The organism is Bradyrhizobium icense (assembly GCF_001693385.1).
Classification (GTDB): Bacteria; Pseudomonadota; Alphaproteobacteria; order Rhizobiales; family Xanthobacteraceae; genus Bradyrhizobium; species Bradyrhizobium icense.
The window spans coordinates 2,608,370-2,624,492 of the sequence record NZ_CP016428.1; the positions used below are offsets into that span (position 1 = coordinate 2,608,370).

Genomic DNA, 16,123 nt, shown 5'->3' on the forward strand with positions numbered 1-16,123 from the left:
AGAATGGCGAAGCTGAAGCTCGGCGCCATCACCGATGACAAGCCGGTAAAGCTCACCGTGGAGCTGCCGGCGGACGTCCATCGCGACCTCGCGGCTTACGCTGACGTGCTTACCCGCGAAACCGGGCAATCGATCTCGGACCCGGCAAAGCTGGTCGCGCCAATGCTGGCGCGGTTCATGGCAACCGATCGAGCCTTTGCGAAAACACGCCGCAAGGGTCAGCCGGCGCAAGGCAAGGGATAGCGTTCGCCCAGGAGTTTGAGGAAATTTGCCAGCGCCGGATTGTCGTTGTCTTTGCGCCAATGCGCGGAATAATTGACCTGGCTCGGCCCCGTACCATCGCGTACCTCTCGATAGGTCAGGCCGGCGAAAGTGACGCCGATATCCGACTCGGCCACCAGACTGACACCGAAGCCTATGCTGATGAGGGTCTTGATGATGCCTCTGCTGACGTCATGGCGTTCGATCTTGGGTCGGTCTGCTGTCGAGATCAGCTTCGCCAACAAGAGATCCTCAAGTTCTCGTCCCGGGTCATAATGGCTGAGAAGGACCGTCTCATTCCGCAGGTCGGTCCAGTAGATCGCCTTCTTCCCAGCGAGTTGATGTCCCTCAGGCAAGGCCACCAGGACGCGCTCGCTCCACAGCGGCAAGGCGTTGCTGTCAAAGACGTGTCCCCCGTCGGTCGCGATGACAACGTCGATTGCACCATTGCGTAAGGCGGTGACGAGGCGCATCCGCGACCTTTCGACCATGCCAAGTGCGACCTGTGGGCACCGCTGCCTGAAATCTACCAACGTCGCCCGTAAATTGCCGGCCGACAGCGACGTATAGAATCCCACAGACAGCCGCCCAGCCTCGCCGCGTCCGTTAGACTTGGCTGACGTAACCAGCGCATCCATTTGTTCGAGAATCGACCGCGCCGTTCGGAGAAAGTCCCGGCCAGCCGACGTGGCGCAGACGCCGCCGCTCGATCGCTCGAACACAATAACGCCTATTGATTCCTCGAGTTCCCGAATGCAGCGGCTCAGAGTTGACTGCTGCGTCAACAACGCTTCTGCAGCCCGCCGGAAGCTTCCATACTCCGCGGAAACAACCGCATATCGGAGGTGTTGAAGGGGGATCGTTGCAGATTGATTGCGGAGAGATAAATACCTGTGGTCTTGTTCGTCGGCCATTCGCGACCATGGTGCTCTGAAAATGCAGGAGCATCGATAAGATATTTGGAATCGGGTGATTTCATCCGCTAGTTGTGTTCTTTATTGGGCGTTTCTGTTTGCTAGGACGGTGTCAGCTGCACGAACGCTAACACCTATTGTAGCTAGGCGTTCGGTCTCTATTCGAGTGTCAAAAAGCGTTGCTAGCTGCATGTCGGGGAAATATCGAGGCAACGCGACTTCTATGCGAGCTAGGTCCATTTGTCATCTCCGAGGCCCCTGCAAGATCGAACGCAAGTGGGGGCGCAGCGGCGAGTATAAAAAAGAGACCAAGTGTAAAGGTTATCGCGATTGAGACGCTGCGCTTCATCAAGGGCGGGGCAGTTCGCGCAAGCCTAGTTCGACGATATCGTCGGGAATGACGCGAGCGGCTTCGATGGCGCTTACGTTTGCTCTTTGAGGCGGCTCGCAGAGCCGTCGCTGCCAAATCCAGGAAATTGACGCGGGAGAGAGTCGGCAACGCGCTCGCCAGAAAGACGTCGTCTTGGGTGCCGTTCACAGCAATCGCTTCTCACGGCAAGTACGAAGAAACAGGACACCGAAACGAGGCACTAGTGATGGGCCTTTTTGTGCCCATGACGGTGATGCAAATCTGGATAGTGAGGATGTTTGTGTCGCATCGGTTTGTGTTCATGCCAATGCGAGTGCGATTCAGTTATCGGCCCCTCGTGACTATGTTGATGATGTTCATCATGGACATGACGGTGCTCGTGCGACAATGCTTCGTGAAAGTGTTCGTGTTCATGCCGTTCCGTCAAATGGAGCCATAGTCCAAATCCCATCAAGAGCGCGGCGGCGGCAAGCTTGATTGTGATCGGTTCACCGATGACGACCGCAATCAGCGCGCCGATAAACGGAGCGAGGGAGAAATAAGCACCCGTGCGCGCCGTGCCCAGGTAGCGCAGCGCCAGCACAAACAAAGCGAGGCTTACGCCTATTGCGAAAAATACCAGCAGAGCCGTCGCGCTCGAGAGGTGAACAGGGGGAAAGGCAGCGGTTCGACAGAGGCCGATGGCGATACTCGAACCGCCAGCGACAAGGCCTTTGACGGTCGCAATGATTATGGGATCGGCGGACGACAACTTCCGTGTGAGATTATTGTCGATCCCCCAACATATGCAGGCTCCGACAATCAGAGCAGCTCCGATGTCAAGCGACACGCTTTGCCCTTCCCAAGCGAGCAGAAGAGCGCCCAGGACGATTGCCAGCGCGACCGAACAGAAGGCGCTTGTCAACGTTCTCCCGAAAGACGAGCCACGCAATCGCCATTGTTGCGAGGCTTTCGAGGTTCAGCAGCAAGGAACCCGAGGCGGCCGAGGTTTGACTGAGACCCAACATCATCAGCAAGGGCCCAAGCATGCCGCCAACAACGATAATTGCTGTCAGCCCTGGAATATCGTGCTTTCTGAGAGGAGCTTCCGTGGCCGAATGGCCAAGCGCGCCACGTATCAGATGAACGGCGGCCAACCCCAAACCCGCGCCGAGATACAGCAGTCCAGCGAGCTCTGGGACGCAAATCCTGGCTGTTCGCCGGCTCCGAACGCGGTGCCGATCGTGCCGCTGCCATGGCCACGCTAATCATGACGGCGAAGCTCAACGATATCGATCCGCTGGCCTGGCTTGCCGACGTACTCCGCCGCATCGCCGGCATCCCGCAGGGGCGGCTCCATGAGCTGCTGCCCTGGGAATGGAAACGCACGGCGTCAAATCCCGCCGCCGCTCAGGCAGCCTAACTATCACGTCGGGTCAAAACGGCATCGACGGGCTGCGCGATCTTCTGGCGTGGAATTGGAGTGTCGCACCCGAACGAACTGGGATGGCGGCATGATGCGCGTCATCGCAGGCCGGCCGGCTCGACTGCGGTCTCGGCGTCCGCAGTATCGGCGTGGATAGCCTCCCGGATCAGCCGCTCCGTCGTCTGCTCGAAATAGAGCCAGAGGTCCGTGTGAAGGACAGAAAACTGCCGCCACACCACGGTGTCGAAAAAGCGGCGCGGCGCCCTGACCATGATCGTCGTCGAGCGCTGCCGCGGATATCGGAACGGCCGAATGCCATAACGCCGGCACAAGGCGATGAACAATCGGACCGACCATTGGTCCGGCAAGCTGAACTTCATCTCGACGGCGGGATCGCGGCGGCAGGCCTCCTCGAGCTTGGCCTTCAGCCGCTCTGCTGCGGCTTCGGCGGCATCACGTTCTCCCGCAGTAGTCGCGCCGAAATACAGCGCCTCCACCTTCTTTAGCCGCTCCCGAAGCTGCTCTTCGATCAGCATAACCTCGCTCCTTGATAGAAACAAGGCCATCGCACGAACCGGCCGTCAATCGCGGAAAATACGCCGTCCACACATCATTGCACGGCCGGCATGGAGTTCGGACCAGAGTCTCCCGCGGCCTTGGGCGGATGCTTACCTTAATCGATGGTGGTCGCGGAATCGCTTCAGCGTCGTGTGGCGGTGGTGTAGTCTCGCCAACCGGTAGCGTGAGAGTGAGCGTCCAGCGCGTGGCCCGGTGCCTCGCTGGTCACGATGTAAGCCGAAGCAGATGCTGACGCGCGCTGATCTTGCTCCGCCACAAGACGGCCGACTACCGCCGCTTCTCACTGTCTGGCTCGGACCGCCCAGGCTTTGGGTGGAGTTCCACCATTCGCAGAGAAAGCGACAGTAGCAGAATGCTAACGGGCAGCAATGCAATCGTTCCGAGGTGGAGCCAGCTCGTCGCAGCCTTGTTCTGCACAAAAGTTTCCAGGGCAACACGGAGAAAGAGCACGAACAGCACGACGACGATGACTTCCGTTACCACCTGCTTCAGCTGACCGATCTGCTGCACGCGTAGCCAGGCAGGTATCGCAAGGCGCTCTTCCGGCTCCTCCGGATGGATGAACAGGGAGTAGACGCCGTAGGAAAAGTAAAGCAGTACAATCGCTATCAAAAATCGATCGAGAGCTTCGATCACAGAAATGATTGCAGCAGTTCCAAAGTGCCCGTCAGCGGGCTGCAGGCCAACAGTGACTGCAGCGTAAATGTTGTAGAACCCCAGCAGAAACATCAAGAAGGCGCCGATTAGCGATCCAAAGACGGCGATCAGTGTAAAGAAACGCGATGCAACGATGACTGCTCGCTCGGTCTGACGTAGGTTCATTTCATACCTATTGAGTGTCCGTTCACTCCAGCCCATGGCGGACTGAGTCCTAGGCATCAATGAATGTTGATCACTGGAGTTCCTGGAAGGGTATCGGGATTAGCCCGCATTCTTGAGGTTATTGGAATACAACGCTGCTGCGTGTTGCGGCTATTGTCGCGAAGTCCCCGCCGCGACGCCCGCGACACAAGTCGTGATAGCCATCGGACACAAAAAGGCCAATCGGTGCCGCCGAACGCGAACTACGAGCGGTCCCCCGTAGGAAGAAGAAACTGGACCTTCGCCGGCTCCGATGAGGGCGGACGGCGCACTGCGGCCATCTACACCCTCATCGCAACCGCCAAGCTCAACGATATCGATCCACAGGCCTGGCCTGGGCAAGCTTCTGGCCTGGAACTGGCGAAAGCCAGTGCCGAGCCATGTCGACGCGGCGTGAGCCAAGAGGACACATGAGAGCAAGCGGTCTGTCCGCGGCAGATAAATCGGCGGTGACGGCCGCCTGCCAGCAACTGATCGATGACTTCCTGAAGCCTCGATTCCTACCCACTATCCGGCCGACACAGTTCAACTATCCCGTCGATATCCTGGGAAAGTGGCACGGCACCAAATATCGCTTCATTCAACGCTACCGCTCCGGCTTCCCGGAGAATCTCGGCGAAAAGTTCGACGCCCCGTTCGCCCGCCTCGACTGGATCAGCCGCAATCGCTTCAACATCCAGTGGCACCGTCACACCGGAGAATGGTTCTGCCTCCATCGTGGCCTCACCCTCGCCGAAGCGGTCGACACCCTAAGATCCGATGGATTGCTCCATCCACCCTGAACGCCGGAACTCTGCAAGCTTAGGTACCCGCGGTCTTCGCCGGACGGATACGGTAGCCAACACCGGAGTGGCGTCTCTCCAGAATGTGGGAGCCGGCGGATCGGCTTGGCGGGTTTCAGTCGTCAGCTGTTGTATCGCGGCGTGCATCTCCTCACTCACGAGGTTTGATCACGTGTTGACGTTGATGCGGCCTACTATGTGTTCGACGAAATAGACGAGTGTCGCAACGCAGACGAAGGCAAATGGAATGGCAGGGCTAAGATGCGGAACAAATGCATCGTCGTTCTCGGTCCTAACGCTACGCAGGACGATGAGATCAGCTTTGTTTTGATCGCGAGGGACACAGGTAAGAGTAGGGGGCAGCGCGCGGATCAGGCGGCTGGCAAACCGGCTCTGGAGCTAGTTCTGTATAAGCTTAATGGTCGAAATAGGCCATTTTCCGGCGTGCCCGCTGACCGAAATGCGCAAGCCGTGCAATTCGAAGAAGAGTCCGTCGATCGTTCCTGCTTTTCCATCGCTGAGCACAACCGCCTTCCCGATCAATTCGGTCTGAGCTTGTGCGTATTATACCAGGATCGTGTAAGCGCATTCCTTGACGAGTGGCATTTCCATATCCACTGAAGATTTGGGGCAAGGCAGCATCAGAACTCGGACGCCAAGAGCCACAACTGTTTTTTGGCACTTGCGAGGTCGTGCGAACACGTCGCAGACGGCCTGCAATCCTTAGCCCACGACACTAACGTCGGCGCATCGCGATAAGGACCTATCAACGTTTAGCCAGTGCGCGGCAAGCTTTTCACGTTCTCTTGGTCGAAGGTGAGTCAAACTCATGTCGCAAAATGGATCGGTGCAATTGCGTACCAACTCTTCGTCGCTCGTTGGGACCGTGAGAAACCAACGGTACGTGCACGGTCAGTACAGGGGTTCTCCTGCCGTCCGTATTGTGCGCTGATGTTCTGGCGGGACTGTTCCAAAACCTTCCATCAACGGCGCCGACGCGCATATCAATTAGGACACGAAGGAACGCATTGCATGCCTCCTCCACTGCCGAACTGCTTGCCATCAGCACATGCAGCCCTGAGGCCGGCAGTCCGGCTGACAATGCGTCTCGGAGGTGAGGGACGCTTCCAAGACCAGGGCTGCCACTGGGGCGCAGGGGCTCGCCGTGGTCGTGCGGATGAATCGCCGGTCGCGACACTCGGCATCGCGGCGGAGGTCGGCAGGCCAACCAATTCCCCCGATGTGAAAGCGCATATCATCCGCCCAGGAACAGGCGCCCGACATCGGGATCGGCGACGAGCTCCGTGCCCTTGCCGGCGCGGGCGAGCTGCCCGGATACCAGGACATAGCCGATATCGGCGAATTCCAGCCCTTTCTTGGCGTTCTGCTCGACCATTAGGATGGTCTTGCCGTCGCGGTGCTGGAGCTCGTCCAGAATCTCGAAGACCATCTCGATAAAGCGCGGCTCAAGCCCGATGGACGGCTCGTCGATCAGGAGCAACTCCGGATCCATGACCAGGGCCCGCGAGATCTCGAGCAGCCTACGCTCGCCGCCAGATAGAACACGAGCCGGCATATGGCGCCTCTCGGCCAGCCGGGGATACTTGGTGAATATGCGTTCGGCGGCGGACTTGGCCCCCCTGGGCGTGTTCATGAGATAGCCGCCCATCCATAGATTCTCTTCCACTGTCATGTCGGCGAAGACGGAGTTGTCCTGCAGTACATAGGCAATGCCGGCTCGTCTGAGCTTGTCGCTGGGCTTGAGCTGGGTCACGTCATGCCCGGCAAGGCGCACAGCTCCAGCATAGATGCTGGTGAAGCCAAAAACGGTGTGAAGCACGGTCGACTTGCCCGCACCGTTCGGCCCGATGAGGCACAGAGACTGGGCGCGCCCCACGCGCAGCGAAAAGTCGTGCAGAATCTCCATCGGCCCGTAGCCGGCGCGCAAGCGGTCGATAGTCAGAAGGGGGGTGTCACCGGCGAGGGCGTTGAGCGTCTCTACGGGCGGCGCGTCGGCAGCGAACTGCTCTGCCTCGCGTGCCACGTCGGTGACTGACATCGCCGGGCCGACCGAGCCGCCGTCGCCGGGGAACCCGGCCATCTCCGCCGCTTTCCTATGCTCGGTCTTGTTGCTCGATCTCATTCAGTGCGCTCCCAGATAAGCGTCTATTACGCGCCGGTCGTTCCGGATCTCCTCAGGCCGCCCTTCGGCCAGCAGCTCGCCATGAGCCAGGCAGTAGATGCGCTCGGCAAGGCTCATGATGACGCGCATATTGTGCTCGATGATAAACAGCGTGACGCCAAACGTTGCGTTAGCTTGCTTGAGCCGGTCGATCAGGCCGTCAATCAGTGTCGGGTTGATGCCGGCGGTTGGCTCGTCCAGCATAAGCATCTTCGGCTCGTTCATGAGCGCCATGGCAAATTCGAGAAGCTTCTGCTGGCCGAACGACAGTGAGCCGGCCCTCAGATGGCGCTTGGCATGAAGCCCGACGAATGCAAGGAGATCCTCGGCCTGGCGACCCCGCGCGGCGCTTCTGATGTGAAATAGGTCGAGGAGATTGCTGCCGCGTTGGGAGGCGGAGATCAGCATGTTCTCAACGCAGGTCATACCGCCATAGATACGCGTCTGCTGGAAGGTACGGATGAGCCCGAGCCGGGCGATGTCGGCGACGCGCAGGCGAGAAATCTCGCGGCCCTGAAAGCGGATCGAGCCCTCGTCGACCGGATGGGCACCGACGATCGATGAGAACAGCGTCGTCTTGCCCGATCCGTTCGGCCCGATGAGGCCGACGATGCGGCCCTCGTGCACCTCAAGGCTGATCGACTCGTTGGCCCGCACGGCGCCGAAAGACTTCGAGACATTCTTGACCTCGAGCATCGCAGTCATCGCAACGTTTCCTTGCGCGCCGGGCCGGCGATCGTGCCGCCTTCCACGCGATGCCCGAACCAGTCCGGAAAGCGCTCGCGCACGAAGCCCATGATGCCTTGCGGGAAGAACACCACGATGACCACGATCACCAGGCCAAGTACGACGCGCTGCCAGCCGAGGAGATAGGTCCAGCTGGCCTCCTTGAGCACCTGGAATACGACGGCACCGATCACCGGCCCCCACAGCGTACCCTTGCCGCCGAGAATGGCCATGAGCACCATCCACACCCCATATGTTGGGCCGGCGAAGGCCGTGTCGATGGGGTCGATAAAACGTTTCAAATTGCCGAGAATCCCGCCAGCGATGCCGAGGAAGAACGCCGATATCATCCACGCCGTCACCTTGATCTGCGTGGTCTTGAGCCCCATCGCCTCTGCCTTGTCCTCATTGTCGCGGATGGCGTTGATGGCGAGCCCAAAGCGCGTCATGTAGAGCCAGCGCAGAACGAGGAATGTGACGACGGCAAGCGCCAGCGCCAAATAGTAATAGAAGCGTGAGAGATCGCCCACGGCGTCAGGCGCATTGGGCGGCACCATGCCCGAACCGGCGCCGATCCACTCCCAGCCATTGGCGATTTCGCCGGCAGCGATGCCGAGGCCCAGTGTGCAGATGGCAAAGTAGTGCCCGCGCATCCCAAGCACGATCGATCCCAGGGCGAGGGCAGTTAGGGTGGCAAGGAGAGCGCCCACCGGCAGGCCGATGGCCAGCCCTTCGAGATATTGCGTCATATCGAAGGTGAAGACGGTCGCCCCGCCGCCGCGCGCGGCGTTGTAAGTGGAGACGGGATAAAACAGGCCAACCTGCGCGAGCACGCAGGCATACATGCCGACGCCGAGGAACACCACATTGCCGAAGGAGTTGTAGCCCATCTGGCCGCCCACCAGGTCCCAAGTCAGCGCGAAAACAATGAACAGCCATAGCTCTGCCATTTGGGACTGGTAGGCAGGGAACAGAAAGGGCGCGACAATGCCTATGGCGAGGATAGCTAGATAGCCGACGGGTCTGTACACCGCGACGCTCACTTCAGATACTGCCTTCTTCTCGCCAGGCGCCAATTGCGCCAAACCAGCACCACCACCAAGAGCAGGAACACGAAGGCGAGCTGGTACTGCGTACCGAGCACGAAACCGGCGATGTTCTCCGCCGCCCCGAGCCCGAGCCCCGCCGCGATGACGCCAGCGAGATTGCCGAGTCCCGCCACCACCACGATCATGAACGAACGAATGGTGTAGGGCAGACCAATATAGGGGTGGATCGTGTAAGCCATGGCGACCAGCGCGCCGCATGCACCGCACAAGGCGGCATTGAGGCCGTAGGTCGCGGCGTAGACCCTGTCGGTGTCGATGCCAAGGACTCGCGCGGCGCGCGCATTCTGTGCCGTCGCCCGGATTGCCTGACCGAGGCGCGAGCGCCTGAGGAAGATAACGAGCGCCACCGCGAGCACCGTGGCAAGCGCAAAGGCGAGGAGTTTGATCTTGGCGAGCGTCACCATACCGCCCATCAGGAGCGCCGTACCGAGACCGGCGTCGGCGACCTGCACATTACCGCCGAACAGGGTGTTCATGAGCTGCTGGAGTACGATCGAGATGCCGAATGTCGCGAGGATGGAGATGAAGATGTCCCGGTCGACGACCCGGAAGATCACCAGGTGAAAGAGCGCCCAGCCGATAACGTACATAAACGCGGCGGCGACCGGCACGGCAAAGAGGGGATGAATGCCGGCGACTCCCATGACGATCGCCACATAGCCGCCCAGCATGACGAACTCGCCTTGGGCAATATTGATGATATTCATTACCCCCCACACGAGCGCCATGCCATACGCAGCCAGCGCGAAGAGGGCGCCGATCAGCAGCCCGTTGAGCACAAGATCCAGCGTGATGACCGGGGCCTCAAGCAGGATCGTAATATTGTCCATCACGACTTAGGGACGCCGTTGGGGTTGTCGTTCATGCTGTCCGCCTCCTGTTGCGCGCACCACCACTTGAGGTCGCGCGCGAGAGTGAAGCCGTTGCGTCCAGCGACCCATCCTCCCGTCCGGGGAGGATGGTGTAACAGCCGCCAAGAGCGGCCTCACCCTTGAGCGCCCGTCACATGGACGGCCGGGGAATCACCGCCTTGGTCTCGGCGAAGTCGGAGGGTGCGACGACCTTGTACTCGCCGTTGAGGACCTGGTAAAGCGCCATCGGCTTGGCGATGTTCTTGCCTGTGTCATCGAACTTGATCGGCCCGTAGAACGTCTTCATATCCGTGGCGGCGAGTGCGTCACGCACTGCCTGCGGATCCAGCGAACCGGCGCGCTCAAACGCGTCTGCGTAGACTTGGACGGCGGCAGCCGACTCCGCGGCCTGGTAGGGCGGCGCGTAGCCGTAGGTCTCCTCGAACAGCTTGGCGAAATGCGCCGCCGAGCCGAACAGATCGTCGGAGTATGCCAAGGTTGGAGCCCACTGGGTGGCGCAGAGCGTGTACTCCGCCGCCTCGCCGAATTGGCCTATGACGTCGGCTGCGTCGCAGTGGGTCAGGGCGAGCACCGGCACTTTGACCTTCAATTCACTGATTTGGCGGATTGCCGTTGCCGCTCCCTTGGAGTGTCCGGAGACGATCAGCATGTCCGGCTTGAGGGCCTTTGCCTTGGTCAGCGTAGCGGTCATGTCGTTGAGCTCGCGCGGCAGCTGGTCGTCGATAACCACCTCCATGCCGAACTTCTTCATGTCCTCTAGCACGCCGGCGCGCACATCCTGGCTGAAGGGGTCGTTTTCGAAGGCCAGCGCCACCTTAACCTCACGCACTTCCTTGCCGAGATCTTTCGCATTCTCTGCAACCAGCGCGACAGCGCTGGCGAGATACTGCTCCGACGTCGAGAGCGTGGCGAAGATATACTTCCAGCCATTGGTGAACAGGGAGCGCGAGGCTCCGTTGGCTTCCACCATGGGCACCTTGTGCTCTTCGGTTACCGGCGCGATCGCCTTGGTCATGCCGGAGGAATATGGACCGAGCATGAACTTGACACCGTCCTGTTGTATCAGGCGCTCAGCGAGCTCGGCGCCGCGCGCGGGCGTCGACTCGTCGTCGTAATATCTGATTTGGAGCTTGTAGCTCTTATCGCCAACCTTGACGCCGCCGGCTTCGTTGATCTTCTTCACGGCGAGATCGTAGCCGCGTTGGGTGTGCTCTCCGTTTGTGGTGTACTTGCCGGTCAGCGACACGGCGGCGCCGAGCAGGATCGTATCTTGGGATTTTGCGTATGCAGGAGCGACCACGAGACTCGCGGCGACCACACCGACAAGTGTAGCATAATGCAGCATGCTTGAATCCTCCCTGGATGTCTGCCCCTCCTCTTGCTCTTGCGCGAACTATTTCCCTCAAACGCGGGCCCCGTGCAGAGGTTCCTTGCATTGAAACATCAGGCTTGTTTTCCAGCACGGCGATACGGGTCCTCCGCAAATATTCTTCATGCTCCGCGTACCAACGCTATTCGCCAATTTCAGAGAGCCAACCGCCTGACTCCTCTCATCTAGCCAGACGCATCATGTCAAGCGATCAGGAATCCCGAGGTTCACGGCATTGTACGGCTGCGTACTGATCACCGCGGTGTCTAGGCCTGCCGATGCAGCGGTATCGGCGGGTCGGGCTTGTCTCTGCGGATTCAGCGCTTCAGTGGGAAATGCGCCAGGTCCATGCCTGCCGCCGCACCCGAAGCGGCCGCAGCAGTATTCTACTCGAAGCGGGTCTGTTCGTTGGTAAAAAGGGCTTAGCGCCGCCGGTGTTCGGAAAGTTGGTACAGAAATGTACAAATCGGTGCTCACCCTGGATCGCGAATGGCACATACTACGTCAATTGGCCTTTTATGACATGGGGGTGACGAAGAGCTTGCTCATCCCTGATCAGATCAAGCCAGCTCTCTGGGGGTACAGCAGCGGGGGCGGTTCTCATTACCATCGTCGCCTTCGCGGGCTGGGTGGTCACAACCGGGACCGCCCAACAAACCGCAGATCGCAAGGCAGAACGAGCAGTCATTTCTGCGCCGACGCCGATATGCGTCGCCCAATTCAAGCTCGCGTCGCGAGCAGACGACACATATCGCCGCGTTGCAGAAGGAAAGTTCCTGGGAACGTGGCGACTATGTCGAGAAGAACGGCTGGGCAACAATGCCTGGTGGCGTAAAACCTGCCGAGGCGTGCGCGTCGGAGTTCCTCAAGCTTGCGAAGACATCGTGAAGCTGGCCGCCGTCGGCGCGCCGCATGTACTGCCTGGGATCGGCGATTCGATTGGGTGTTCTCCAGTGCAGCACGACTTCATTACAGAAAAGAAAGCGGCTGAATCGGCGAGGACGCGATAGATGGCCATTTAAGATGCGTGCCGCTGGAAGCAGCCGTCGCGCAAACCTGCGCAACATCCGCGAAGTGGCTCGCAGCGCCAGCATTTGCACACCGCGATAACGATGGGCTCCACACGCGCACGACGATGTCAGAGGTCCCACTGGCGCGCCGCGCGCGATGCAGTCTCATCCGCAGAACCTCCATGGCAAGGTGCAAATCGCGCATGCCTTTCGAGTGCTATTTTCACGTCATCGATCTCATCTCACCCACCAGGATAGTCGGGATGCACGCGTAGTATCGCGTCAGATGCAGTGTTCATCGGCGCCTTGGAGATGGCCTGCAAACAGCGGACCAAACGTCTGCAGAATTCAATGCAAATTGGGTGGTACGTCTTTGTCATTGCTCCGAGTCTGTGGCGGAGACTCTGCCGTTTTGGGGCGGGCCACCGGATTCTCTGCCAGCGTTCGCAGGTATTCGATAACGTTAGCCCGCTCTCGCGCGCGAGAAATGCCGGCGAATGTCATTGATGTGCCGGGGACATAGCCACGCGGATTCGCCAGAAATCTGTCGAGTTCCTCGAACGTCCATGCTCCGCCCTTGTCCTTCATCGCGGTCGAGTATTTGAAACCCTCCGTCGAAGCTCGCGGCCGATCGACGATGCCCCAGAGATTGGGACCGACGCGGTGCTGGCCGCCCTCGTCGAATGTGTGGCAGGCTGCACATTTCTTTGCTGCACTCATGCCTCGCTCGACACTTGCTCTGGCCAGACGTTGTTCGATTGGCTCCGGCTCAGCAGGCTCTTCGACATTGTCCTTGTTGGCGGCCGTCGGTTCTTGGACCGCAATCTCGTAACCGGGCTTCTCTGGCTCCTCGGGCGCAAAGATCGCGTCTGTGGCGATATTTACCGCAACCAGAATGGTGCAAATACCCAGGATCGCACCGAGAAGTTTGTTGAGTTCAAAGCTGTTCATCGGGCACGAGTTGACCTTCAACGCCAATGCCTCTCCTTAGTCACGAACTCGCAGATGGCTCTGACAGTTCACTAGGCCGTCGAGTTCTTATGACCCAAGGGCACAACGTCTCAACCGTACGGACCAGCAAGAAGTTCGCGTCAATGTATGGCAGCGTACGAAGGTTTTGGCATTGCCATATCTTCCCTGCCTGCATTGGGCCTAGCACGACCGCCCAACCGCGCGCACCATTGTCGCGCCGCGGCCTACAGCCTCCGCGCGCTCACGCGTGCTCGAGGACTGGCTGGATGCACACTTCCTGCCATCGATTCGATAGTGGTGTTCGCAGAAGCGGGCTCTCCAGCGCACAGGGGTCGCTCTATGGATTGTGCAGGACAAAAGCGTTTGGCGCGAGGTGCCGGCTGATATCAACCCGGAGCCTGAAATGGCGTTTTGTACATCAGCGCACCAACTTCTCGCACATGAGGTCGAGGAAGGCAGAACCGCTTCGATGGACGCGCATTCAGACCCAAGAACAGCGGCCTCTGTGAGATAGTACGCGAAGTTTGCTTCGATCGAAGGCTGTGGCCACGAGAACGACTGCGCCCCACGTGTGGCGTTAAGTGGCACCGTCAATCTCTACAGGCTCACCTTCCTCACCGCATTCAGAAGGTAGGTGACGGAGGATCGACCTGTCCTGCCGCTGGCCGCCGAAGATCCGACGTTGGAGGAAGCACATGCCCACGAACACGCCCGGGGGACCGTGGGGCACTCGGCCCCCGTCATGGGACCCGCGTGAGCGGGATCTCGAGGAGCGGATCCGACGGGCGCGGGACAAGCTGAACACTTGGTTTCCCGGTGGCGGTTACGGGGGAAAGGGCATTGTCGTGTTGGCTCTGGTGGCCGTCATGCTGTGGGGTTTCTCCGGTTTCTTTCGCGTCCAACCCGACGAGCATGACGTCGTCCTCCGGTTCGGAAAGATTCAACGTGAAGTTCAGCCCGGATTGAACTATCACTTGCCGTATCCGATTGAGCAGGCGCTGACGCCCAAGGTTATGCGCATCAATTGGATCGATGTTGGCATGCGGCTTGGAGGCGACAAGCGCCGCGTCGCCGTGGAGCAGAACGTTCCGGAGGAGGGGCTGATGCTCACCGGCGACGAGAATATCGTTGACGTGGATTTTTCCGTCTTCTGGCGCGTCAGTCCGAGGCCGGGTGGCACGACGGATTACCTGTTCAACGTTCGCAATCCGGAAAGCACCGTCAAAGCGGTGGCCGAAAGCGCGATGCGCGAGGTGATCGGCCGGTCGATGCTGCACCCTATCCTGACGGGAGGACGGCAGGTTGCCGAGACAGAGGTGCACGAGCTGATGCAGGCGACGCTGGACCACTACGACGCTGGCATCCTGGTAACCCAAGTCCAGTTGCTGCGAGTCGATCCGCCTCAGCAGGTTATCGATGCCTTTCGCGATGTCCAGGCCGCGCGCGCTGATGCCGAGCGCGCAGAAAACCAGGCGCAGGCCTTCGCCAACCGGGTCATCCCCGAGGCGCGCGGCAAGGCAGCGCAAGTCGTGCAGGCCGCCGAGGCCTATCGGGAGCAGGCGGTAGTCGAGGCGAAGGGGCAAGCCGAGCGGTTCACGAAGGTGCTTGACGAGTACGCAAAGGCTCCAAAGGTCACGCGGCGCCGGCTGCATATCGAGACGATGGAGCATCTGTTCCAAGGCACCGAAAAAATCATCGTCGATGTCGATGCGAGTGGCTCGGGCGTGGTTCCGTATCTGCCGCTCAACGAGCTGAAGCGCCATGAGGGGAAGTCCAGCGCAGAGGAGGACAGGGCGAAAGGAGATACGCAATGAGATTCACGTTTGTCGTTGCCAGCGCCGTCTCGACTGTTGTGGGCGTCGTCCTTGTGGCCGGCGCGTTGTTCAGCGTGCATCCGACCCAACAGGCGCTCGTGATCCGGTTCGGTGAGACGGTGCGCGTGATAACGGAGCCGGGGCTCAAGGTGAAGTGGCCGCTGATCGATGACGTCGTTTACATCGACAAGCGGATTCTCGATCTCGAAGCACCGATCCAGGAGGTGATCGCGTCTGATCAAAAGCGGCTGATCGTCGATGTCTTTGCGCGCTACCGCATTCATGATCCCTTGAGCTTCTATCAAACCGTGAAGTCGATCGAACGCGCGAATTCAAGACTGTCGACCTTGATGATTTCATCTCTGCGCCGCGTACTCGGTGAGGCGAGCTTTGTCAGCGTCGTGCGCGACGAACGTCCTAAGCTGATGGGACGGATGCGCGAGCAGGTCGATCGCGCGGCGGCGGACATGGGCATCTCGGTTGTGGACCTGCGCATCCGGCGGGCTGACCTGCCTGAACAGAACAGCCAGGCCGTCTACAAGCGTATGCAGACCGCGCGGCAGCGCGAGGCGGCACGCATCCGTGCGCTCGGCGACCAGCATGCTCAAGAGATTCGCGCGCGCGCCGAGGCGAGGCCACGATTATTGTCGCGAAAGCGAATTCCAGATCCGAGAAGATTCGCGGTGAGGGGGACGCCGCGCGCAATGCGATCTTTGCTGCGGCATACGGACGCGATCCAGACTTCTTTGCGTTCTACCGCAGCATGCGGGCATACGAGCAGGGATTTTCTTCCGACGACACGCGCATGCTGCTGTCGCCGGACTCGGAGTTCTTCCAGTATTTCGACAGCCCGTCAGGCGAGCCCGGCACGGTCCAGGCAGCCGACTGATCGCGCAA

12 protein-coding genes and 5 pseudogenes are annotated in these 16,123 nt (G+C 59.9%); 6 read left to right on the plus strand and 11 right to left on the minus strand.

The genetic code is table 11. The features are described from left to right. Window positions 1–3 precede the first annotated feature (3 nt). Window positions 4–243 carry a DUF2274 domain-containing protein gene (locus LMTR13_RS12310; protein ID WP_065728116.1) on the plus strand — a complete coding sequence of 80 codons (240 nt, stop codon included), beginning with the start codon at window positions 4–6 and terminating at the stop codon, window positions 241–243. Here LMTR13_RS12310 and LMTR13_RS12315 read toward each other — a convergent pair. Further along, window positions 219–1,175: a LysR family transcriptional regulator gene (locus LMTR13_RS12315; protein ID WP_065728117.1), complete on the minus strand. Its 957-nt coding sequence runs from the start codon at window positions 1,173–1,175 to the stop codon at window positions 219–221. The genes LMTR13_RS12310 and LMTR13_RS12315 overlap by 25 nt on opposite strands. Before the next feature lie 590 nt (window positions 1,176–1,765). Further along, window positions 1,766–2,717: pseudogene (locus LMTR13_RS12320) on the minus strand (DMT family transporter); the annotation flags it as partial. Between LMTR13_RS12320 and LMTR13_RS39120 the strand changes: the two are divergent. After that, window positions 2,714–2,947, plus strand: a pseudogene (locus tag LMTR13_RS39120) (transposase domain-containing protein); the annotation flags it as partial. The pseudogenes LMTR13_RS12320 and LMTR13_RS39120 sit on opposite strands and share 4 nt — an antisense overlap. Window positions 2,948–3,048: 101 nt before the next feature. Here LMTR13_RS39120 and LMTR13_RS12325 read toward each other — a convergent pair. Together LMTR13_RS12325 and LMTR13_RS12330 are read right to left on the minus strand one after the other, a co-directional pair. Next, complete coding sequence (locus tag LMTR13_RS12325; RefSeq protein WP_065728118.1) at window positions 3,049–3,486, minus strand: hypothetical protein; 438 nt, start codon at window positions 3,484–3,486, stop codon at window positions 3,049–3,051. A gap of 310 nt (window positions 3,487–3,796) precedes the next feature. Further along, entirely contained in the window at window positions 3,797–4,387 is a 591-nt protein-coding gene (locus LMTR13_RS12330; protein WP_197521078.1) for a YqhA family protein, read from the minus strand. Window positions 4,388–4,578: 191 nt separating this feature from the next. Between LMTR13_RS12330 and LMTR13_RS43645 the strand changes: the two are divergent. Beyond that, window positions 4,579–4,723: pseudogene (locus LMTR13_RS43645) on the plus strand (IS66 family transposase); the annotation flags it as partial. Between the two features lie 77 nt (window positions 4,724–4,800). Next, window positions 4,801–5,172 (plus strand): DUF3024 domain-containing protein, encoded by a 372-nt coding sequence (locus LMTR13_RS12335; protein WP_065728119.1) that lies wholly within the window; start codon window positions 4,801–4,803, stop codon window positions 5,170–5,172. 399 nt (window positions 5,173–5,571) lie between these two features. On the opposite strand, the pseudogene LMTR13_RS42410 reads toward LMTR13_RS12335, so the two are convergent. From LMTR13_RS42410 to LMTR13_RS12370, 7 genes and pseudogenes are all read right to left on the minus strand, one after another. Beyond that, window positions 5,572–5,778: pseudogene (locus LMTR13_RS42410) on the minus strand (PRC-barrel domain containing protein). 649 nt (window positions 5,779–6,427) lie between these two features. Beyond that, entirely contained in the window at window positions 6,428–7,315 is an 888-nt protein-coding gene (locus tag LMTR13_RS12345) for an ABC transporter ATP-binding protein (protein WP_083218993.1), read from the minus strand. After that, entirely contained in the window at window positions 7,316–8,059 is a 744-nt protein-coding gene (locus tag LMTR13_RS12350; RefSeq protein ID WP_065728121.1) for an ABC transporter ATP-binding protein, read from the minus strand. Next, window positions 8,056–9,165, minus strand: a complete 1,110-nt coding sequence (locus LMTR13_RS12355) for a branched-chain amino acid ABC transporter permease (RefSeq protein WP_236843360.1) — start codon at window positions 9,163–9,165, stop codon at window positions 8,056–8,058. The genes LMTR13_RS12350 and LMTR13_RS12355 overlap by 4 nt, the downstream gene beginning before the upstream one ends. Next, window positions 9,120–10,019, minus strand: coding sequence for a branched-chain amino acid ABC transporter permease (locus LMTR13_RS12360; protein WP_065728122.1), 900 nt, complete (start codon window positions 10,017–10,019; stop codon window positions 9,120–9,122). Before LMTR13_RS12360 ends, LMTR13_RS12355 begins: the two co-directional genes overlap by 46 nt. Window positions 10,020–10,191: 172 nt before the next feature. Next, window positions 10,192–11,406 (minus strand): amino acid ABC transporter substrate-binding protein, encoded by a 1,215-nt coding sequence (locus LMTR13_RS12365; RefSeq protein ID WP_065728123.1) that lies wholly within the window; start codon window positions 11,404–11,406, stop codon window positions 10,192–10,194. A gap of 1,382 nt (window positions 11,407–12,788) precedes the next feature. Then, the gene (locus LMTR13_RS12370; RefSeq protein WP_065728124.1) at window positions 12,789–13,391 is read right to left on the minus strand and encodes a c-type cytochrome; all 603 of its coding nucleotides are present in this window, start codon (window positions 13,389–13,391) and stop codon (window positions 12,789–12,791) included. 716 nt (window positions 13,392–14,107) lie between these two features. Between LMTR13_RS12370 and hflK the strand changes: the two genes are divergently transcribed. Both hflK and hflC read left to right on the plus strand, forming a co-directional pair. After that, window positions 14,108–15,226 (plus strand): FtsH protease activity modulator HflK, encoded by a 1,119-nt coding sequence (hflK, locus tag LMTR13_RS12375; RefSeq protein WP_065728125.1) that lies wholly within the window; start codon window positions 14,108–14,110, stop codon window positions 15,224–15,226. Further along, a pseudogene (gene hflC / locus LMTR13_RS12380) lies at window positions 15,223–16,115 on the plus strand (protease modulator HflC). The gene hflK and the pseudogene hflC overlap by 4 nt, the downstream one beginning before the upstream one ends. The last annotated feature ends 8 nt before the right edge of the window (window positions 16,116–16,123 follow it).